This is a genomic window from Streptomyces sp. NPDC015130 (assembly GCF_043080005.1).
In the GTDB taxonomy this organism is placed as follows: Bacteria; Actinomycetota; Actinomycetes; order Streptomycetales; family Streptomycetaceae; genus Streptomyces.
The window spans coordinates 33909-52638 of the sequence record NZ_JBIBVC010000003.1 but is presented as its reverse complement, the minus strand read 5'-3'; the positions used below and the strand labels follow the sequence as shown (position 1 = coordinate 52638).

Annotated in this window: 19 protein-coding genes; 7 read left to right on the top strand and 12 right to left on the bottom strand. The window is 74.1% G+C overall.

Going from position 1 to position 18730, the window contains the following annotated elements:
* Positions 1-10 precede the first annotated feature (10 nt).
* The gene (locus ACF08F_RS06575; RefSeq protein WP_392297381.1) at positions 11-577 is read right to left on the bottom strand and encodes a DoxX family membrane protein; all 567 of its coding nucleotides are present in this window, start codon (positions 575-577) and stop codon (positions 11-13) included.
* Between the two features lie 180 nt (positions 578-757).
* Between ACF08F_RS06575 and ACF08F_RS06570 the strand changes: the two genes are divergently transcribed.
* The 3 genes from ACF08F_RS06570 to ACF08F_RS06560 all read left to right on the top strand — a co-directional run bounded on the left by ACF08F_RS06570 (position 758) and on the right by ACF08F_RS06560 (position 3411).
* Positions 758-2164 (top strand): dipeptidase, encoded by a 1407-nt coding sequence (locus tag ACF08F_RS06570; protein ID WP_392297380.1) that lies wholly within the window; start codon positions 758-760, stop codon positions 2162-2164.
* Positions 2165-2218: 54 nt separating this feature from the next.
* Entirely contained in the window at positions 2219-2821 is a 603-nt protein-coding gene (locus tag ACF08F_RS06565) for an HdeD family acid-resistance protein (RefSeq protein WP_392297379.1), read from the top strand.
* A 167-nt stretch (positions 2822-2988) separates the two neighbouring features.
* Positions 2989-3411, top strand: a complete 423-nt coding sequence (locus ACF08F_RS06560) for a DUF350 domain-containing protein (RefSeq protein ID WP_359675448.1) — start codon at positions 2989-2991, stop codon at positions 3409-3411.
* 84 nt (positions 3412-3495) lie between these two features.
* Here the strand turns inward: ACF08F_RS06560 and ACF08F_RS06555 are convergent, their stop codons facing one another.
* Together ACF08F_RS06555 and ACF08F_RS06550 are read right to left on the bottom strand one after the other, a co-directional pair.
* Complete coding sequence (locus ACF08F_RS06555; protein ID WP_392297378.1) at positions 3496-4524, bottom strand: S66 peptidase family protein; 1029 nt, start codon at positions 4522-4524, stop codon at positions 3496-3498.
* A gap of 120 nt (positions 4525-4644) precedes the next feature.
* Positions 4645-5121 carry a hypothetical protein gene (locus tag ACF08F_RS06550; RefSeq protein WP_392297377.1) on the bottom strand — a complete coding sequence of 159 codons (477 nt, stop codon included), beginning with the start codon at positions 5119-5121 and terminating at the stop codon, positions 4645-4647.
* Between the two features lie 266 nt (positions 5122-5387).
* Here ACF08F_RS06550 and ACF08F_RS06545 point away from each other — a divergent pair, with 266 nt between their 5' ends.
* A complete protein-coding gene (locus tag ACF08F_RS06545) occupies positions 5388-6503 on the top strand; it encodes an SPFH domain-containing protein (RefSeq protein WP_392297376.1) in 1116 nt (371 codons plus the stop codon).
* Positions 6500-7537 carry a M23 family metallopeptidase gene (locus tag ACF08F_RS06540; RefSeq protein ID WP_392297375.1) on the top strand — a complete coding sequence of 346 codons (1038 nt, stop codon included), beginning with the start codon at positions 6500-6502 and terminating at the stop codon, positions 7535-7537. The genes ACF08F_RS06545 and ACF08F_RS06540 overlap by 4 nt, the downstream gene beginning before the upstream one ends.
* Here the strand turns inward: ACF08F_RS06540 and ACF08F_RS06535 are convergent.
* From ACF08F_RS06535 to ACF08F_RS06525, 3 genes are all read right to left on the bottom strand, one after another.
* Positions 7506-8378 carry an alpha/beta fold hydrolase gene (locus ACF08F_RS06535; protein ID WP_392297374.1) on the bottom strand — a complete coding sequence of 291 codons (873 nt, stop codon included), beginning with the start codon at positions 8376-8378 and terminating at the stop codon, positions 7506-7508. The two genes, ACF08F_RS06540 and ACF08F_RS06535, sit on opposite strands and share 32 nt — an antisense overlap.
* Before the next feature lie 187 nt (positions 8379-8565).
* Positions 8566-9252 carry an ABC transporter ATP-binding protein gene (locus ACF08F_RS06530; RefSeq protein ID WP_392297373.1) on the bottom strand — a complete coding sequence of 229 codons (687 nt, stop codon included), beginning with the start codon at positions 9250-9252 and terminating at the stop codon, positions 8566-8568.
* Between the two features lie 73 nt (positions 9253-9325).
* Complete coding sequence (locus ACF08F_RS06525) at positions 9326-10816, bottom strand: ABC transporter permease (RefSeq protein ID WP_392297372.1); 1491 nt, start codon at positions 10814-10816, stop codon at positions 9326-9328.
* Between the two features lie 219 nt (positions 10817-11035).
* Between ACF08F_RS06525 and ACF08F_RS06520 the strand changes: the two genes are divergently transcribed.
* Positions 11036-11839, top strand: a complete 804-nt coding sequence (locus tag ACF08F_RS06520; RefSeq protein ID WP_392297751.1) for an MBL fold metallo-hydrolase — start codon at positions 11036-11038, stop codon at positions 11837-11839.
* A gap of 114 nt (positions 11840-11953) precedes the next feature.
* Here the strand turns inward: ACF08F_RS06520 and ACF08F_RS06515 are convergent, their stop codons facing one another.
* Both ACF08F_RS06515 and ACF08F_RS06510 read right to left on the bottom strand, forming a co-directional pair.
* Positions 11954-13171, bottom strand: coding sequence for an ROK family protein (locus ACF08F_RS06515; protein ID WP_392297371.1), 1218 nt, complete (start codon positions 13169-13171; stop codon positions 11954-11956).
* A gap of 128 nt (positions 13172-13299) precedes the next feature.
* Positions 13300-14595: a serine hydrolase domain-containing protein gene (locus ACF08F_RS06510; RefSeq protein WP_392297370.1), complete on the bottom strand. Its 1296-nt coding sequence runs from the start codon at positions 14593-14595 to the stop codon at positions 13300-13302.
* Positions 14596-14774: 179 nt separating this feature from the next.
* Between ACF08F_RS06510 and ACF08F_RS06505 the strand changes: the two genes are divergently transcribed.
* Positions 14775-15650, top strand: a complete 876-nt coding sequence (locus ACF08F_RS06505) for a GNAT family N-acetyltransferase (protein ID WP_392297369.1) — start codon at positions 14775-14777, stop codon at positions 15648-15650.
* Positions 15651-15707: 57 nt separating this feature from the next.
* Here the strand turns inward: ACF08F_RS06505 and ACF08F_RS06500 are convergent, their stop codons facing one another.
* The 4 genes from ACF08F_RS06500 to ACF08F_RS06485 all read right to left on the bottom strand — a co-directional run bounded on the left by ACF08F_RS06500 (position 15708) and on the right by ACF08F_RS06485 (position 18605).
* On the bottom strand, positions 15708-16094 hold the full coding sequence (locus ACF08F_RS06500) for a VOC family protein (RefSeq protein ID WP_392297368.1): 387 nt from the start codon (positions 16092-16094) through the stop codon (positions 15708-15710).
* Positions 16095-16209: 115 nt separating this feature from the next.
* Positions 16210-16593, bottom strand: coding sequence for a VOC family protein (locus ACF08F_RS06495; RefSeq protein ID WP_392297367.1), 384 nt, complete (start codon positions 16591-16593; stop codon positions 16210-16212).
* Between the two features lie 79 nt (positions 16594-16672).
* Entirely contained in the window at positions 16673-16900 is a 228-nt protein-coding gene (locus ACF08F_RS06490; RefSeq protein ID WP_392297366.1) for a hypothetical protein, read from the bottom strand.
* Between the two features lie 85 nt (positions 16901-16985).
* Positions 16986-18605, bottom strand: a complete 1620-nt coding sequence (locus ACF08F_RS06485) for an FGGY family carbohydrate kinase (protein ID WP_392297365.1) — start codon at positions 18603-18605, stop codon at positions 16986-16988.
* Between the last annotated feature and the right edge of the window lie 125 nt (positions 18606-18730).

Sequence of the window (18730 nt, the reverse complement as noted above, 5' to 3'; positions counted from 1 at the left end):
TGCGGCGAGCCTAACGCTCCTCGCCCGGTGCGGTGTCGGCCGGTTCGGTCTCCGCTTCGTCGTCCGGCGGGGACGCCTTCTCCTGGGCCCGGCGGCCGACCACGGCCGCCGCCGCGAGCGCGGTGCCGAGGAAGGCGGTCGCCACCACCCACGGCCGGTCGAGGACGTGGCCGGTGGCGTGGTCGAGGGAGTAGCGCCCGGCACCGGCGATGCCGATCCCGGCGGCGGTGAAGCCGAGGAAGGCCGGGTACTCGTATCCGCCGGCCTGGGCGAAGAAGCCGGCCGGGGCGTGGACGGCGACGGCTCCCGTCATGGCTCCGGCCGCGGCGGCGCCGGCGGCCGGGGTGGCGAGGCCGAGGGCGAGGAGGAGGCCGCCGCCCGCCTCGCCGACACCGGCGGCGATCGCGCTCGGCCGGCCGGGCGAGAAGCCCATCGCCTCCATGCCCTTGGCGGTGCCCTCGATGCCACCGCCGCCGAACCAGCCCAAGAGCTTCTGCGTGCCGTGCGCGGCGAGTACGGCGCCGGTGCCGACCCGCAGCACGAGCAGCCCGAGGTCGCGTCGGTTGAGGTCGGCCATGAGGGGGTCTCCGTAACGTGTCGGGGAGTGGGGCTCGTACGCCGTCCACTCTCGGACGCCTCACCCGGACGCGCCGCCCGGGACCGTCGTCCCCTGCTCCATCGGAGTCATCTTTTGCGGCATATGTCCTCTGTTGCTTAAGTGAGGGGGCCGTGGCCGTCCCGATGAAAGTGGGTACGCATGACCACCGAGTCCCCCTTGTCCCCCGAGACCGCCGACAGCGCCGGCACCGCCGCTCTGCGGGAGAAGGTCCGGAACCTGATGCCCCGGGCGAAGGAGGACCTCGCCCGGCTGGTGGCGATGCGCTCCGTCGCGGACCCCCGGCAGTTCCCGCCCGAGGAGTGCGCGAAGGCCGCCGACTTCCTCGTCACGGCCTTCACCGAGGCCGGGCTCCAGGACATGCGGCGGGTGACGACCCCGGACGGCACGGACGCCGTCGTCGGCCACGCGCCCGGCCCCGAGGGGGCACCCACGGTGCTGCTCTACTGCCACTACGACGTCCAGCCGCCGCTGGACGACGCGGCCTGGCGGACACCGCCCTTCGAGCTCAGCGAGCACGAGGGCCGCTGGTACGGGCGGGGCTCCGCCGACTGCAAGGGCAACATCGCCATGCACCTGACGGCGCTGCGCGCGCTGGGCGGGCCGGAGGGCAAGGCCTTCCCCGTACACATCAAGTTCGTGGCGGAGGGTTCGGAGGAGCAGGGCACGGGCGGCCTGGAGCAGCTGGTGCCGCTCCAGCCCGAGCTCTTCGCCGCCGACGCCCTGCTGATCTGCGACACCGGCAACTTCGCGCTCGGGCTGCCCACCACGACCACCTCGCTGCGGGGGCTCGCCAACGTGGTGGTGACCGTCTCCACGCTCAAGGGCGAGATGCATTCCGGCATGTTCGGCGGCCCCGCGCCCGACGCGCTGGCCGCGCTCGTGCGGATCCTCGACGGCCTGCGCGACGAAGACGGCAACACCGCGATCAAGGGGCTTCCCGGCGACGGCTCCTGGGACGGCGTGGCCTACCCGCCCGAGCAGTTCCGCACCGATGTGGGCGTCCTGGACGGCGTGTCCCTCGTCGGTACGGGCTCGGTCGCCGACGAGCTCTGGGCCCGGCCGGCCGTCACCGTCCTCGGCATCGACTGCCCGCCGGTGGTGGGCTCCTCGGCCGCGATCCAGGCGAAGGTACGGGCCAGGGTCAGCCTGCGGGTGCCGCCGGGCATCGACGCGGACGACGCGCTCCGCGCGCTCACCGAGCACCTCGTGGCGTCCGCGCCCTGGGGCGCCCGTGTCGAGGTGGAGGCGGAGAGCGGCGGGCAGCCCTTCCGGGCGCGCACCGACGGCCCGGCGTACCGGGCGCTGGCGTCGGCGCTGCGCGAGGCGTACGGGAAGGACATGGTCCAGTCGGGGCAGGGCGGGTCGATCCCGCTGTGCAACGTGCTGGCCGACCGGTTCCCGGACGCGGAGGTCGCGCTGATCGGCGTCGAGGAGCCGGGCTGTCTCATCCACGCGCCGAACGAGAGCGTGGACCCCTCGGAGATCGAGCACATGGCGCTGGCCGAGGCGCTGTTCCTGCGCGACTACGCGTCGGTGGCCGGATGACCCCGGCGGCCGTGACGCCCCGCCGGCACCGAACGGAAAGGGAACGAGGATTCCATGACACACACTCATGACACGACCGCACGGCGGGACGTACCGCCCGGTCCGCTCGGCGTACTGGCGGGCGCGGCCTGGCAGGCGCTGCTCGTGGCCGGGCTCGTCTCGGTGGTCCTGGGCATCATGGTGCTCGTCTGGCCCGATGCCTCCCTGCGCGTGGCCGGTGTGCTCTTCGGCGTCTACCTGCTCTTCAGCGGCGTGATGCAGCTGGTCGCGGCCTTCGGTACGCATGCGACGACCGCTCTGCGGGTCATGGCGTTCATCAGCGGTGCGCTCTCGATCCTGCTCGGTCTGTTCTGCTTCCGGGGCGCGATGCAGTCGACTCTGCTGCTCGCGCTCTGGATCGGCATCGGCTGGCTCTTCCGGGGCATCACGCAGACGGTGGCCGCGGCGTCCGACCCCACGATGCCGGCGCGCGGCTGGCAGGTCTTTCTCGGCGTCGTCAGCGCGGTGGCCGGTGTGGTGCTCATCGTCTCGCCGCTGAAGTCGGCGGAGGTCCTCACCGTCCTCGCCGGGATCTGGCTGCTCATGGTGGGCTTGGTCGAGGGGGTCACCGCATTCATGATCCGCTCGCGCGCCAAGGACCTGCCCGCCGGGGCCTGACGGGGCGGCTCACCGCCGCCTCGGCCCGCCTCTTCGCGCTCCCACCACGCTCCCGCCGTCCGCCCGATTTCCGGGCGGGCGGCGGGAGCGCTTGACCTGTGCGCTACATTTTGCCGGTCCTTGACCACCGATCCCCCGCGATCGCAACCCTTCGGAGCCGGCATCCCATGAGCGACATCGTCAACGGCCTGGGCCGCGCAGGTGCCTACGGCGCCCTCGGCGTGGTCCTGCTGATCCTCGGCATCGTGCTCGTGGATCTGCTGACGCCCGGGAAGCTCGGCCGGCAGATCTGGGAAGAGCGCAACCGCAACGCCGCGATCCTGCTGAGCTCCGCGCTCCTCGGCATAGGCGGCATCGTCTTCACCTCGATCTGGACCACGTACGACAACTTCGGCAAGGGCCTCGTCTCCACCGCCGCGTTCGGTCTGCTCGGCCTCGTGATGATGGCGATCGCCTTCCTCGTCCTGGACCTGGTGACGCCGGGCAAGCTCGGCGCGACGCTCGTCGACCCCGAGCCGCACCCGGCGGTGTGGGTGACGGCCTCCTGCAACCTCGCGGTCTCGGCGATCGTCTCCGCCTCGATCGCCTGACGACCGTCGTACGCACGAGAGGACGCGGCCCGGTTCGGGTCGCGTCCTCTCGCACGTCGGGCCGGGTACGGGCGGCCGCCCGCGTCAGTCCAGCGTCTGGGTCAGTTCACTGCGTATCGCCGTGTGGACGAGGCGGCCGCGCGCTCCGTTGACGATCGGCAGGTAGGGCACCACGTGCCCGCACTCGACGTCGGCGACGATCGGCACGTTCAGCGGGGCGAGCGCGTCGAGCACGGCCTCGTGCTGGCTGAGCGAGTCGCGGCCGGGGGCGGAGGTCCGGCCGACGAGGACGGCGTTCGCCTCGTCGAAGAAGCCCGCCATCCGCATGCCGTGCAGGTACCGGCAGATGGCGAACGCGTTGTCCTCGCACGCCTCGACGTAGACGAGGAGCCCTTCGGGGGCCTCGGCCCGGGCGAAGGCGGAGGCGTCCAGGTAGGGCGTTCCGGTGAGGTTGCACAGCATCTCGACGCAGCCGCCGATCAAGCGCCCCTCGACGTCCACGTCCCCGGTGCCGTCCAGCCGGGTCCACCGGCCGGGAGTGTCGAGCGTGAACTCGTTCACCTCGGGGTGGAGGACGTAGTCGTCCCAGCCGGCGGCCCGGTGCCGGTCCGGCGGCACCTGGGTGAACGGGTGCCCTTGGGCGGCGGTGACGATGTCGAGCCAGGTCAGGAGTCCCTCCGGTGCGCGGTAGGGCGTGTCCATGAGGTTGTTGCCGTGCACGGTCGCCGTCCCGGTGAGGAGGGTCAGCGGTGTCAGGACGGTCGCCATGTCGGAGAACCCGACGAGCCAGGTCGGTTCGGCCGCCCGCAGCCGGTCCCAGTCCAGGTGCGGCAGCAGGTCGATCGCGGTCTCGCCGCCCCACGGCGGCACGACGGCCCTGATGCCGGGGTCCGTCAGCATCGCCGTCAGCTCGGCCGCCCGCTCGGCGGCGGGCGCGCTGACGTGCCCCTCGCCGTCCATGCAGTCGCCCACCACGACCTCGAACCCCCGCGCCTCCACGGCGCGGATCGCCACGTCGAGCCGCGCCCGCATGCTCTTCGGCACGCCGCTGGAGGGGGAGGTGACGCCTATGCGGTCACCGGGGCGCAGGGGTGCGGGATAACGAATCGGCATGCGCGGGATTCTGGCATGCCGTCACCGACCGGGAACATCGTATTCCCGGCCCCGCCGCCGGGGCCTCGCGCTCCCGGCTCCACCGGGACGCCGCGTCCCGGTCCTGCTCGGGTGCTCCCGTCACGGGGTCATGGGCTCCACCTCCAGGAAGCGGCGCCCTCGCGGGCCTCGGTAGAGGAGGGCGTCCCAGCCCAGGCGGGTGAGCGCGGCCGTGCAGGCGGCGAGTGCTTCCGGCTCCTCCTGGGCGGCGCCCGAGCCCGGGGGGCCCAGCCACTCCACCACGGCCGTCGCCGGGGCGTCCCCCGTCCTGACGCGGTAGCCGGTGGCGATCCGCGTGCCCGCGGCGTCCACCGAGGAGGGGGTGACTCCACCGGCCTCCAGGGCCAGGGCCACCGCGCGGACCGGTCTGGCGCGCTCCCACTCGGCGGGGTACGCCTTCGGGTCACCCCCCTGACCGTTCGTCAGTCGTCGGATCTGGAGCAGCCCGTCGCGGGCCGCCCGGACCTCCCGTGAACGCTGCTCGGCCTCGGACCCGGGCAGCGGCGGACCGTCTCCCGTCGCCGCCTCGAACGTTCCCCCACCGCTCGTCGTCGTCATACGAAAACGGTAGGCGCCGCCACTGACAACCGCCCGCGTAAACCCGTGGCCAAGGGACCAAAGCCTTGGACATTCGGGACTTTCGTCGTGGCATTCCGGACATTCACCCCTGTGACGATGGCCTTTGAAGATCATCCGACGTGCCGTCATCTCCGGACGACGGCCGGAAGGGCCTCATGACCGAGCCACAGAAGCGGCCCCTGCCCGTCCGAGTGCGTCGCCACCCCGACGCCATACCGATGGACGACCTCTTTCGGTCGGAGCCCGTGCGACCGACCGACACCCTGCTCAGGCCCGGCCACCGGCCGGAGGCGGTGGAACTGACTGGAGCAGCGGCGTGGGCACGGGCGGCGGAGTCCATCGCCCGGCCCGGGGAGCGGACGGGCAGGACCGCGTCCGTACGGCCGCCCGCTCACCCCACCGAGCAGGCCCCGCAGTCCCCGCAGCCGCAGCCCCCGCAGGCCGTGCCACCGGTCGCCGTCCCCCGGCGTCCGCCGCCCTCCGACCCGGACCCCGACCTCGTCGAGCGCCGCGCACCCGCCCTCCCGGGCTCGCTCGCCGTCCTGGCCGGCCTGACCGCGCTCGCCGGAGCCGCCGCGACCCTGTGGCGGGCCCGCCCCCTGAGCGGCGCCCGGCTGCCGCCCTGGCAGTGGGCCGCGCTCGCCGGCTGCGCCGTCGTCGCGGTCGTCGCCTTCGGCGGCCTGACCCGTGGCCGCACGGGCTCCGCCTGGGTGCTGTCGCTCTTCGGCCGCTACCGCGGCACCGTACGGCGCACCGGCCTCGCCTGGGTCAGTCCGTTCGTGCTGCGGCGCCGGATCGACATCAGGCTGCGGCACTGGCGCAGCGAACCGATCTCCGTCGTCGACGCCGAGGGTTCGGCGCTCCGCGTCGTGGTCCTGGTGGTCTGGTCGGTACGGGACACCGCCCGCGCCCTCTACGCCGTCGACGACCATCTCGGCTATCTGCGGGAGCAGGTGGAGGCGGCCACCGCGCGGGTCCTCTCCCAGCTGCCCGCCGACGCCTTCCGGGGCGACGCACCGACCCTGCGGAACGCCGAGGCGGTCGGCGACGCCCTCACCCGGATGCTCGCGGCCGAGTGCCGGCCGGTCGGCATCGCGGTCTTCTCGGCCCAGCCGACACGCATCGAGTACGCCCCCGAGGTCGCCGCCGCGATGCAGCGGCGGCAGATCGCGGCGCTCGACGCCAAGCACCGGGACACCGTCCTGACCGGCGTGATCGACGCCGTGGACGACACCGTGACCCGGCTGACCACCCGCGGGCTCGTCGTACTCGACGACTTCGAACGCCAGGCCCTGGTCAAGGACCTGACCGTGGCCTTCTGCACCCGGCGTGGCGGGCCGGCCCCCCAGGACCAGGAGTGACGAGCATCGTGAACACCCCCGGATTCACCGCACCCGAACCCGCCGCTCCCGGGCGCACCGCTTCTGAGCCCGCCGCGCCCGAGCTCCCGGCGCCCGGGTTCACCGACGAGATACCTCGGGACTGCGCCTGCGCGGGCTGCGGCGAAGCCGCCCGCGGGCAGGTCCCGGACGGCGTGCGTTCCGGTGCGGCGGCACTGCACGGGGTACGTCGTGCCGTCGTCGCGACCGTCGGGGCGGTGGCCCTCGTGGGCGCCGGAGGGGGAACGGCTGTCGCCGAACCGGCCCCCGCGCACGCCGGCTGGGACGGTTCGAAGTACTGGTTCCGGGACGCGGCGGGCGAGTGGCGCTGGACGAGCCACCACGCGACGTACGTCCAGCGCACGGGCCCCACCGGCGGCGGCCGCACCGGTGAGCCCGTCTTCCGGGGGCGGCAGGGCTGGGACGCCCGGGACCGCGTCTACTGGTACGAGTACCGCGGCCACTGGTACTGGACGAGCCACCGGTCGAAGTACGAGCAGCGGACGGGCATCTCGGGGAACACGGGCCCTTCGGAGTCGACCGGCCCCACGGCCCCCGCCGTTCCGTCCGCGCGGGGCTGGACGGCGCCGGTCTCCTCGCACGTCTTCACGGGGTACTACGGGCAGCCGGGTGCGTGGTCGAGGGGCTACCACACGGGCCAGGACTTCGCGGTGCCTACGGGGACGACGGTCCGCGCGGTCGGCCCCGGGCGCGTGGTGACGGCGCGGTACGGCCGCTCGTACGGCTACGAGGTCGTGATCCGCCATCCCGACGGCCGCTACACGCAGTACGCCCACCTCTCGCGGATCGACGTGTCCCCCGGGCAGTCCGTGTCGGCCGGTCAGCGGATCGCGCGGTCCGGGAGCACGGGACGGGTCACGGGCCCGCACCTCCACTTCGAGGTGCGGACCACGCCGCACTTCGGCTCGGACGTCGACCCGCTGGCCTATCTGCGCGGCCACGGCGTCCGCGTAGGAGACGAGGTCAGGCCGTCACGCGCTCGATCCAGGCGGTGAGGTCGGCGACGACCTCGTCCCGGTTGGTCTCGTTGAGGAGCTCGTGGCGTGCGCCCTCGTAGCTGCGGTACGTGAGGTCGGTGAGCCCGGCCTCGCGGTAGCGGGCGACCAGCAGGTCGGAGAGGGCGAGGCGGGCGTTGAGCGGGTCGTGGTCGCCGACGAGGACGTAGACCGGCAGGGCCGCCGGGATGCCCTCGGGTACGGCGAGCCGGGCCGCGGCGGCGCCCATGTCGGCCATCCCCCGGGCGTCGGCGGCGAAGCCGCAGAGCGGGTCGGCGAGGTAGGCGTCGACCTGCTTCTCGTCGCGGCTGAGCCAGTCCGCCTCCGTGCGGTGGGGCGCGAAGGCGGCGTTGAAGGCGTCGAAGACGCCGCCTCCCCCGACGCCCGCCTCCGCGGCCTGTCGGGCGGCATCGGCGAGTCCGGTGAGGAGCCCGTCCACGGCCGTCGTGCCGGAGAGGGCGACACCGTCGACGAGGTCGGCGTGGTCGAGGAGGTACTGCTGGGCGGCGAAGGAGCCCATGCTGTGCCCCAGCAGGATCACCGGGACCCCGGGGTGGCGGTCCCGGGCGATCCGGGTGAGGGCGGCGACGTCCTCGACGAGGAGGTTCCAGCCGTCCTCGCCGAAGTGGCCCGCGCCCGCGTGCATCGAGAGTCCGTGGCCTCGGTGGTCGCCGGCGTAGACGACGAAGCCGAGGCCGGTGAGGTGCTCGGCGAGCGGGGCGTAGCGGGCGGCGTGCTCGCCCATGCCGTGCGCGATCTGCACGACGCCCCGCGCGTCCCCTTCGGGGAGCCACGTGTGGACGTGGACGGCGATCCCGTCCCGGGAGGTGAAGGTGAACATCGCGACTCCTGACTCCTGACCCCGAGGGCGCGTGCCGGACTTCCGGTGCCCGGACACCGTAGCGGTGTTCGGCATTGCCGAACACCGCTACGGTGTCCGGTGATCCCCGTCTCCACCGCTCGACGGGCGGACCGACGGCTCGACCGCCCGACGGCTCGACGGCTCGACGGCAGGCCCACCCGGCCGTTCACCCGACCGGGCGGTTCTCCTTCACCGTGATCCGGCCCTTGCGGATCGTGGCCAGGCGCGGGGCGCGGCGGGCGACGGCGCTGTCGTGGGTGACCATGACGAAGGTCAGCCCGTGCTCCTCGCAGAGCCCTTCGAGCAGGTCGACGATCTCGTCCCGCATCGACTCGTCGAGATTGCCCGTCGGTTCGTCGGCGAGCAGCACCTTCGGCCGCTTCACCAGCGCGCGGGCGATGGCCACGCGCTGCTGCTGGCCGCCGGAGAGCTCGGACGGCAGGTGCCCCAGGCGTTCGCCGAGCCCGACCGAGTCCAGGGCCGCGGCCGCCCTGTCGCGGCGGTCGGCGGCCTTGACGCCGAGCGGGACCAGGGCGGTCTCCACGTTCTCCAGGGCGGTGAGGGTCGGGATGAGGTTGAAGCTCTGGAAGACGAAGCCGATGTTCTGGCCGCGTACGGCCGTCAGTCGCCGCTCCGGGAGCTTCGCGAGGTCGGTGCCGTCGAGGAGGACGCTGCCGGCGGTGGGGCGGTCGAGGCCGCCGAGCATCTGGAGCAGGGTGGACTTGCCGCCGCCCGTGGGGCCCTGGATGACCAGCCGGTCCCCCTGGCCGATCGCGAGGTCGATCCCCGCGAGCGCGTCGACTCTGCTCCGGCCGCGCCGGTACTGCTTGGTGACGCCGATGAGTTCGTACATGGTGCGACTCCGGTGTGAGGTGGTGCGGTGCGGGCGCTCGGCCACGGCCACGGGCCGGCCCCGGTGTTCTCGGCTACTCGACGCGGCGCAGCGCGTCGGCGGGGCGCAGGCGCGAGGCGCGCCACGCGCCGACGCCGCCGGCGACGAGACCGCCGCCGAGGGCGAGGAGCACGGCGAGACCGACCGTGGTGACGCCGACCGGGGCGGTGAGGGCGATCTCGACGGTCTTCCCGACGGCCGTACGGGCTCCACCGGGGCCGCCCGCGCCGCCGCCGAAGACCGCGCCGCCGCCCCGGCCTGCGAAGCCGCCGACGCTCGCGCCGAGTTCGGCGGTGAGGTTCGGGCTGACGGCGGTGACCGCGTACGCCCCCGCGAGGCCGGCCGCGATGCCGAGGGCCCCGCCGACGACGCCGTTGACGAGTGCCTCGCCGACGACCTGGCGGGTGACCCGGCCGCTCGTCCAGCCGAGCGCCTTGAGCGTGCCGAACTCGCGGACCCGGCGGCCGACCGCCGAGGAGGTGAGCAGGCCGGCGACGAGGACGGCGGCGAGGAGCACCGCGTACGAGAGCCACCTGCCCATCGTGGTGGCGAGGTTCGCCGCGGTGTCCAGGGAGCCGGAGACCGTCTGTGCGAGATCGGCCGAGGTGGTGACGGTGGTGCCGGAGACGTTCTTCTGGATGGCCGTCTTGACGGCCTCGATCCGTGTCGAGTCGGTGGCCTTCACATAGATCGTGGTGATCTTGCCGGTGGAGCCGGACAGCGACTGCGCCTGCTTCAGGGGCAGGTAGACCTGGGCGGCGGACTGGCCGCTGTCGGCGGTCGCGAGCCCGACGATCTCGAACGCGACGCCCTTGACCGTGAGCTTCCCGCCGACCGCGAGCCCCTCCTGCTCGGCGTAGGCGCTGTCGAGGACGGCGACCTTCGCGTCGGTCTCGGTGGCCGTGAAGGTGCGGCCCTCGGAGACGGTGGAGGTGGTGAGGGGGCCGAGGTCGGGGACGGTGACGTCGGTGCCGTAGAGCGTGAAGGAGTCGACGTCGAAGGCCGCGCCGCCGCCGGTGACCGTGTCGCCGGGTCCGCCCGAGCCTCCGCCGGTGGCCTCGCCCGGCCGGGCCGGCCGGCCGGGCTGCTGCTCGCCGCGCTGGATCCGGCCGCGCGTGAACTCACCGTCGATCTTCAGGTTGACGAGGCTCAGACCGCCCACCGCCCGGTCGACGCCCTGCTGCTTCGCGACCGTCGCGACGGTGGAGTCCGCGAGCGTCTGGAAGCCCTGGACCATCAGGCGGTCGCTGCTCTGCTTCTCCTCGCCCTCCTCCTGGCCCTCGAACTCGAACCGGGGCCGTTGCGGCCGCGCGCCCTCCTGGAGCCGCTCCTGGGCCTTGGTCACCGTCAGGTCGGTGCCGAGCCCGTAGAGGGACTCCAGCACCTTGCCCTGGGCGACCTTCATGCCGGCGGAGACGGAGTTGACGACGATGACCAGCGCGATGCCGAGCGCGAGCCCGGAGGCGACGACGAGCGCCGCCTTTCTGCGGCGGCGCAGCTCGCGCCGGAGGTAGGTGAAGAACATGGCGCGAAGGTAGGAGCGTCGTGTGATGGTGGGATAAGGCCCGCGTGAGAGCCGGATGAGAGCACGTCAGCCCGGATCACGGGCCGGGAGATCGGCCGAATCCCCGGGCGGGCCGGACCTTGGGCTGGCAGAGTCGGCGCCATGACGGACAACGGGGGAACGGTCGGGCCGGGAACGGCACGGCAGCGGGAGCGGGCGGACGAGACGCGGCAGGGGGCGGTGACCGCCCTGCTCGACGCCACGGGGCTGTTCTTCAAGTCGGCGCGGGACGCGTTCCCGGGCGCGACCCCCGCCGACTGGGCGGCGGCCGCAGCCCTGGACCCGGGCTCGGTCGGGCCCGACGGGGCCTGGCGGCTGGACTTCCGCTGCTTCGCGGTAGCCGACCCGGGCGGTGGGGGCTGGACCCTGATCGACGCCGGCGTGGGCCCCGCCGAGGGACCGGGAGCGCCCTGGTGTCCCGTCCCGGGCCGGCTGCCGGACCTGCTGACGGAAGCCGGGATCGACCGGGGCGACGTCCACACGGTGGTCCTGACGCACCTGCACGAGGACCACACGGGCTGGGCCGCCGACGCCGCGGGCCGGCCCTTCTTCCCGGATGCCCGGTACGCCGTCCAGAGCGCGGAGACCGCCGCCCTCGACCGGAGCGACCCGGTGTGGTCCTGGGTCGTGGAACCGCTGCGGGCCGCCGGTCGGTTGCACGAGGTCGACGGCGCGCACCGGCTCCGGCCCGGTGTCACCCTGCTGCCCACGCCGGGGCACACCCCCGGTCACCAGTCGGTCCTCGTCGAGCGGGCGGACGGCCGGGACGTCCTGGTCACCGGAGACCTGCTCGTCCATGCGGTGCAGCTCGCCGCCCCGGGCGTCGCGTACGCGCACGAGCGCGACCCGGAGACGGCGCGGGCCTCCCGCGAGAAGCTGCTCGCGCGGGCCGTCGAACGCGGAGCGGTACTGGCGACGGCCCATCTGACCCGGCCGTTCGTCGACCTGCCCGAGGCCGCCGCCGGGTCCGGGACCGAGGCCTGACCGCCGGGTCCGGCACCGAGGCCTGACCGCCGGGTCCGAGACCGGCCGCCGGCGCCCCTGCCGCCGTGACCACGGTCGGTGGCCGTCGGCCGTCGGCCGCCTGCCGGAGGCGCGTCAGGCGACCGGTGTGGCGTAGGCGAGCGGGTCCGTCAGGACGTCGTGGAGGACGAGGGCCGCCGCACCCCTGGCCGCGTCGGACGTCGGCGAGGCGGCGCGGAGGCGGGCCGCGTCCGGGGGCCAGAGGCCGGAGACGACGTGGGCGGCGAGCTCCTCGGCGACGGCGGGGGCGAGCCAGGGCATGAGGAGCGGGTAGATGCCGCCGAGGACGACGGCCTCGGGGTCCAGGAGGTTCACGGCGCCCGACAGGGCACGGCCGAGCATGCGGCCCGCCTCGGCGAGCGCGTCAAGTGCGACCGGCTCCTCCGACTCGGCACGGCGTACGAGCTCCGTGACGTCGGGGGCGGCGGCCGCCCGCAGGAGCGCCGCCTGACCCGCGTACCGCTCCAGGCAGCCGCGCGATCCGCAGCGGCAGCGGGGACCCTCCGCGTCGACGGTCAGGTGGCCGATCTCGCCGGCGAAGCCGTGCGCGCCGCGCAGGAGTTCCCCGCGGACGACGATCGCTCCGCCGACGCCGATCTCGCCGGTCAGGTACAGGAAGGTCCGGAGGTCGCCGAGCGCGCCGAACCACAGCTCGGCGAGGGCCGCCATGTTGGCCTCGTTGTCGGAGGTCAGGGCCAGGCCCGCGGGGCCGCCCGTGCCGGGGCGACGCGCGGCGAGGGCCTCGCCGAAGAGGCGCTCGGCGGCGACCTCGTTCCAGCCGAGGTTGGGCGCCTGCCGGACGGTCCCGCCGGTGACGAGTCCCGGCAGTGCGAGTCCGGCGCCGGCCGGGACCAGCCCCAGTCCGGCCGCCTCGTCGAGGGTGTCCGCCGCGATGCGGGCGGCCCGGTCCAGGACCTCGGCCGCACCGGCCGCACGGTTGTCGAGGCGTTCGGTGCGCCGGACCCGGTCGGTGCCCGTGAGGTCGGCGACGCAGACCGACACGTAGTCGATGTTGACTTCGACGCCCAGTCCCGCGGGTCCGGTGTCCGCCGGTTTCAGCACGGTGCCCGGCCGGCCCGCCTGTCCGCTGAACGTCTTGCCCGACTCGACGAGGAAGCCGAGGTCGAGGAGCTGCTCGACGAGGGAGGAGACGGCCGGCCGGGTGAGTCCGACGCGGGCGGCGACGGCGGCCCTGGTCGTCTCGCCCGCCTCGTGGACGGTCCGCAGGACGAGGCTCAGGTTGTGCCGGCGCACGCCCGACTTGTCGGCCTTGGGTTCCGTGGGCTGGTTCATGGTGAGCGAGAGCCTAGTCGCCCCTTTCGCTCACCAGAAAACAGTTCGGTGACCGAACCTTCTTCTGTTACTGGTCCCCCTGGGGCGGCCGGGGGCCGACGCGCGCGGGCCCGCCGGCCGCCGCCGCGTCAGCCGATGTCCAGCGGCGTGCCCGGCGCGAGTTCCGCCGCGATCCGCTTGGCGACCTCCTGGGCCATGTTGCCTTCGGGGGTGGTCGCGGTCTTCGTGGCGGAGACCGCGATGGCGAGGCGTTCCGACGGGAGGTACGCCTGGATGGCCGCGTACCCCGAGAAGGACGGGTTCTGGATCACCCAGCCGTTGATCACGATGACGCCGAAGCCGAAGTGCTTGGCCTCGGTCTGCTTCAGGCAGATCGAGGCGGGGCACGTCTTGGTCGCGCCGCCGAGGCCGACCGTGCCCGGGTCGAGCAGGGTGCGGTAGGAGCGCGGCGAGAGGAGTTCGCCGCTGCCGATGGCCTGGGCCGAGCGCGCGAGGTCGCAGATGTGGGTGGTGATGACGGCGCCGGGCGCGGTGGTCCACGACGGGTTCCAGAAGGTGGACTCCTCGTAGAGGCCGCGGTCCGAGGTGAAGGCGTGCAGGACGGGGCGCGGGATGTCGGGCGTGAAGTTGTTCCGTGTGTTCCGCAGTCCGAGGGGACCGGTGACCTTCTCCCGCACCAGCCTGTCGATCCGGACGCCGGTGATCTTCTCCAAGGCGGCGATCAGCAGCACGTAGTTGGCGTGGGAGTAGCTCCAACTGGCGCCCGGCTCATACCAGAAGGAGTGCCGGAGGGGGTAACTCACCAGCTCCTTCGGGGTCCACGCGCGGAAGGGATGGGCCTCCAGCTCGGCGCCGAAGGCCGGGTCGGTGACGTAGTCGTGGAGGCCGGTGGTGTTGCTGGCCAGCATCCGCAGGGTGATCCTGTCGGCCTTGGGCAGATCGGGCAGCCAGCGCTCCACGGTGTCGTCGAGGCGGACTTTCCGCTCCTCGACCAGCCGGAGCAGGGCCGTACCGATGTGGGCGAAGGCGACGGAGCCGGCACGGAAGTGCATGTCCGGCTCGGCCGGGACCCCGGTCATGGACTCGCCCAGCGCGTCGGTGACGACCTCGTGCCCGTCGACGGTGACCCGCAGCTGCACGGCGTTCAGACGGAGGTCCTTCTTGGCCTTGCGGGTGATGGCCAGGATGCGGCGGGCCCGGTCGTCGCGGGGATCCTCGGTCCGTACGCAGTCCCGCCCGCCGTCTCCGGCGGCCGCCGGGGCGGTCACGGCGGTCGCCGGGGCCGTGACGGCGGTCGCCGGGACGGTCAGGGCGGCCGTCTGGACGGTGACGGCGAGGAGCGCGGCGCAGAGGAGGGACGTGCGGACGCCCGCCCGGGGACGCGTACGTGGCCGCGTCAGGGAACGGAAGGGGGTTCGTGTCATGGGCGGCACTATGTCCGGAAGTCCGGCGGCGCCCGCCGGAACACTCCGCGCGCGGGTCCGGTCGCGCCCGTGCGGGGCAGACACCTGACGCCGTTCGGACGCAGCGCGGGCCCGCCCGCAGGCGCCGCCCCGCGGAAATCCGGGTGCGCACGGCGGGCGCCGTGCGGTGTGATCGGGGCATGGCGATCGTACTGAGCACACCGGAAGTCGACGGGCTGGGGCGGGCGGTGGGCGCGCTGCGGGAGTGGCAGGAGGACGGTGCGCCGTCCCAGCTGCATCCGGGGGACGTGGGCTGGTTCTGGCGGTCGGGCGGAGCGGCTACCGCCGCGGCGGTCAGGACGTGGAGCCGCGACGGAAGGATCCTCGCGGTCGGACTGCTGGACGGCCCCGGGCTGCTGCGCCTGACGACCGCGCCGGACGTCCGACGGGACGAGGAGCTGGCGCGCCGCCTGGCGGACGACGTGACCGGGCCGGAGCGCGGCGTCCTGCCCGCGGGTAAGGCGAGCATCGAGGCGCCGGGGGACGCCCTGCTCCAGGACCTGCTGGCGGAGTGCGGCTGGGGCACGGACGAGCCCTGGACGCCTCTGCGCCGCGACCTGACCGAGCCGGTGGCCGACGCGGGGATCCCGGGCGTACGGATCGAGGTGGCCGGGCCGGGGGACGCGCACGTGTACGCCGCCGTCATCCGGGCGGCGTTCGACGGATCGACGTTCTCGGACGGCCGCTGGCACGCGATGGCCGCCGGACTGCCGTTCACCGACGCCCGGTGCCTCCTCGCGTACGACGAGGAGGGCGAGGCGGTCGCGGCCGTGACGGTGTGGTCGGCCGGTCCCGGCAGGCCCGGCGTGCTCGAACCGATGGGCGTCCACCGGGCGCACCGGCGGCGCGGGTACGGGAGGGCGATCAGCCTCGCCGCGGCGGCGGCGCTCCGGGAGCTGGGCGCGTCGAGCGCGCTCGTCTGCACCCCCAGCGCGAACACCGGCGCCGTCGCCGCCTACGAGTCGGCCGGTTTCCGGAGCCGCACCGAGGTGCGGGACCGGTACCGGGACGCGTAGGCGCACCCCCTGCGGGGTGTCACCCCTGCGCGCCCCGGTTCCGGTCGTGCCGGATCGTCAGGCCTCGACGTCCTGCGGGTACCAGCGCAGCTCGACGGTGTTGCCGTCCGGGTCCTTCACGTAGACCGACTGGGCCGAACCGCGCGCGCCCCAGCGCGGGACGGGGCCCTCCAGGACGTCGAACGTCCCGGAGTCTATGACCTCCTGCCAGTCCAGGGGGTCCACGACCAGGCAGATGTGGTCGACGTTGGACTCGCCCCGCGGACGCGAGAAGAGGTCGATGACCGTGCTCTCGTCGATGCGCACGGACGGGAAGGAGACCTTGCCGGCCCGCCACTCCTCGACCCGCTCGGGAGCGAGGCCCAGGGCTCCGGTGTAGAAGTCGAGCGCCCTGTCGACGTCGGTCACGTTCAGTACCAGGTGGTCGAAGGCTTTGACGCGCATGTGTGGAATCCCCGTTCTGGAAGGTGTGTCACGTCCGGTCGCGGTCGTGCCGGAGCCAGACGATCATGCAGGTCCGAGGGGAGTCGATCAAGTGTGCACAGCGCGCCCGAGGCGGTCAGACGGACGGGATCCGGGCGTGCAGGAGGCAGAACTCGTTGCCCTCCGGGTCGGCCAGGACGTGCCAGTTCTCGGTCCCGTCCTGGCCGACGTCGGCGGGACTGGCGCCGAGCGCGAGCAGGCGCGCGAGCTCGGCGTCCTGGTCGCGGTCGGTGGGGCTGACGTCGATGTGCAGGCGGAGCTTCCCGGGCCGCGGGTCGCTGCTCGGGCTGAGGACCAGCGTGGGCTGCGGGCCGCCGAAGCCTGCGTCGGGCGGCCCGATCTCGATGCTTCCGTCGTCCTCCCGGCCGAGTTCGACGTAGCCGAGGACCTCGCTCCAGAACGCGGCCAGCCGGGCCGGGTCCGCGCAGTCGACGATCAGTTCACTGATGCGGCATGCCATGCCCGCAGTGTACGGAGCGGGCTCCGGAGCCGGTCGTCACCCGCCCGGGCCCGTTGCCGGAGCCGGGCCTTCCGCCGGGTCAGGGGCGGCCGCGGCGGCTGTACGTGTCGCTCGCCGTCGGTACGGAGTTGTGGACGGCCGAGGAGCCGAAGGACGCCCGGTCGTGCTGGGCCTGGCGCAGCGCCTCCTGCTCCGCGAGCATGCCCTCGGCCGTCTCGGTGCGGCTGCTGCCCCGCCGCATCAGCGTGACCGTCATCAGCACGCCGACACCGCCGAGCACCCCGAAAAGGATCAGTACAGCAGTCATGGCGACTCCCCCCGTCGTCCCCCGTCGTCCCCCGTCGTTCCGCCACGGTAACCGCCCTGGTCATCTCCGGGGAAGGGAACGTGGTTCAGCTCAGGAGTTCCGGGCTCGCCGCCGTGAGGACTCCGGCGATCCGGTCCCACGTCTCCGTCGAGCGCGCGAGTGGTGGCAGGAGTTCGCCCTCGCCCGTGCCCCAGGACCGGGCCAGGGTCACGGGGTCCTCGCCGGTGACGGCGGCCGCGGCGAGGGCCGCCGCCCCGAGGGCGACGAGTTCCTCCGCGGCGGGGACGACCAGGGGGCGCCCGGAGAGCCTGCGTACGGTGTCGGTCCACGCCCTGCCGCGCGCGCCGCCCCCGATCAGGCGCAGCGGACGGTCCCGTACGGCGGGGTCCGTCAGGTCGAGGCCGCAGGCGGCGAGGAGTCCGTCGAGGGCCCGCAGGACGGTGAAGGCCGCGCCCTCGTAGGCGGCGCCGAGGACCGCACGCGGGTCGGTGGTGTGGCGCAGGCCGGTGACGAGCCCGGCGGCGTGCGGCAGGTCCGGGGTGCGTTCGCCGTCCAGGTACGGCAGGACCACGACCCCCGCGTCACCGCCCGGCGCCGTGTCCTCGCGGTCGAGGCCGAGGAGGGCGGCGAACCGGTCGACGGCGAGCGTGCAGTTGAGGGTGCAGCCGAGCGGGAGGTACGTGCCGTCGGTGGCGGCGAAGCCGGCGAGCCCGGGGGCGGCCGGCCGGGTCCGGGTCGCGGCGAAGACCGTGCCGGAGGTGCCGAGGCTGACGACCGGGTGGTCGAGCAGGCCCGCGCCGCCGAGCCCCAGGCCGACGGCCGCGGCCATGTTGTCGCCGGTGCCGGCGGCGACGACGACCGTACGCGGCAGCCCGAGGGCCTCCGCGGCGGCCGCGGTGAGGGTCCCGACGCGGGTGGCGCCGGAGGGGGCGACATCGGGCAGGAGGGCGGGGTCGAGGCCGAGGAGGTCCAGGATCTCGGGGTCGTAGCCGCCACCGCGTACCGCTCCCGTACCCGTACCCGGCCCTGCCTCCGTACCCGCCCCCGCCTCCGTGGCGGATCCCGCCTCCACACCCGCTCCAGCGCCTTCTTCCGTACCCGCTCCCCCGCCCGCTCCCGCCCCGGCTCCGTACCAGCACGTCCCCGACGCGTCCCCGGGGTCCGTGACCGCGTGGCCCGTGAGACGTTCGGTGAGGTGGTCGTGCGGGAGGCGGACCGCGGTCGTCGCGGCGGCGTGCGCAGGTTCGTGGGCGCGCAGCCACTGCCACTTCGCGGCGGTCACGGCGGCCACCGGCACCGAACCGGTGCGCTCCAGCCAGGACTCCGGGCCGCCCAGCGCGGCGGCGAGGGCGGCGGCCTCCGGGGCGGAGCGGGTGTCGTTCCACAGCAGCGCCGGCCTCAGGGGCCGGCCGTCGGGGCCGAGGGCGACGAGGCCGTGCTGCTGTCCGGCGACCGCGATGCCGGTGACGGTGGCGGCCGGGACGCCCGCGTCCCGTACGGCCGCGCGGACGGCCGTGACGAGGGCGGTCCACCACTCGCCGGGATCGCTCTCCCGCGCGCCGCCCGTGCCGGTGACGGTGTGCGGGGCGCGACCGACGGCGAGGAGCTCGCCCGTCGCGGCGTCGACGGCGGCGGCCTTGGTGGACTGCGTCGAGCTGTCCACGCCGATCACGACGGAGCGGCCGGTGCGCGTACGCGTGCGCATGCCCTCACCTCATCTCTCTGGGTCGTCCGGTCCGGATCCGGATGTGGATCCGGGTCCGGGTCTGGCGTCGGGGCGCCCTCGTCCCGTATTAGTTATCTCAGATAACAAATCACGAGAGCAAGGGA

What these genes read in the sequence shown, in the direction of transcription:
- ACF08F_RS06575 (WP_392297381.1), bottom strand. Translation starts at nt 577, where the DNA reads ATGGCCGACCTCAACCGACGCGACCTCGGGCTGCTCGTGCTGCGGGTC.
- ACF08F_RS06570 (WP_392297380.1), top strand. Translation starts at nt 758, where the DNA reads ATGACCACCGAGTCCCCCTTGTCCCCCGAGACCGCCGACAGCGCCGGC.
- ACF08F_RS06565 (WP_392297379.1), top strand. Translation starts at nt 2,219, where the DNA reads ATGACACACACTCATGACACGACCGCACGGCGGGACGTACCGCCCGGT.
- ACF08F_RS06560 (WP_359675448.1), top strand. Translation starts at nt 2,989, where the DNA reads ATGAGCGACATCGTCAACGGCCTGGGCCGCGCAGGTGCCTACGGCGCC.
- ACF08F_RS06555 (WP_392297378.1), bottom strand. Translation starts at nt 4,524, where the DNA reads ATGCCGATTCGTTATCCCGCACCCCTGCGCCCCGGTGACCGCATAGGC.
- ACF08F_RS06550 (WP_392297377.1), bottom strand. Translation starts at nt 5,121, where the DNA reads ATGACGACGACGAGCGGTGGGGGAACGTTCGAGGCGGCGACGGGAGAC.
- ACF08F_RS06535 (WP_392297374.1), bottom strand. Translation starts at nt 8,378, where the DNA reads ATGTTCACCTTCACCTCCCGGGACGGGATCGCCGTCCACGTCCACACG.
- ACF08F_RS06530 (WP_392297373.1), bottom strand. Translation starts at nt 9,252, where the DNA reads ATGTACGAACTCATCGGCGTCACCAAGCAGTACCGGCGCGGCCGGAGC.
- ACF08F_RS06525 (WP_392297372.1), bottom strand. Translation starts at nt 10,816, where the DNA reads ATGTTCTTCACCTACCTCCGGCGCGAGCTGCGCCGCCGCAGAAAGGCG.
- ACF08F_RS06515 (WP_392297371.1), bottom strand. Translation starts at nt 13,171, where the DNA reads ATGAACCAGCCCACGGAACCCAAGGCCGACAAGTCGGGCGTGCGCCGG.
- ACF08F_RS06510 (WP_392297370.1), bottom strand. Translation starts at nt 14,595, where the DNA reads ATGACACGAACCCCCTTCCGTTCCCTGACGCGGCCACGTACGCGTCCC.
- ACF08F_RS06505 (WP_392297369.1), top strand. Translation starts at nt 14,775, where the DNA reads ATGGCGATCGTACTGAGCACACCGGAAGTCGACGGGCTGGGGCGGGCG.
- ACF08F_RS06500 (WP_392297368.1), bottom strand. Translation starts at nt 16,094, where the DNA reads ATGCGCGTCAAAGCCTTCGACCACCTGGTACTGAACGTGACCGACGTC.
- ACF08F_RS06495 (WP_392297367.1), bottom strand. Translation starts at nt 16,593, where the DNA reads ATGGCATGCCGCATCAGTGAACTGATCGTCGACTGCGCGGACCCGGCC.
- ACF08F_RS06490 (WP_392297366.1), bottom strand. Translation starts at nt 16,900, where the DNA reads ATGACTGCTGTACTGATCCTTTTCGGGGTGCTCGGCGGTGTCGGCGTG.
- ACF08F_RS06485 (WP_392297365.1), bottom strand. Translation starts at nt 18,605, where the DNA reads ATGCGCACGCGTACGCGCACCGGCCGCTCCGTCGTGATCGGCGTGGAC.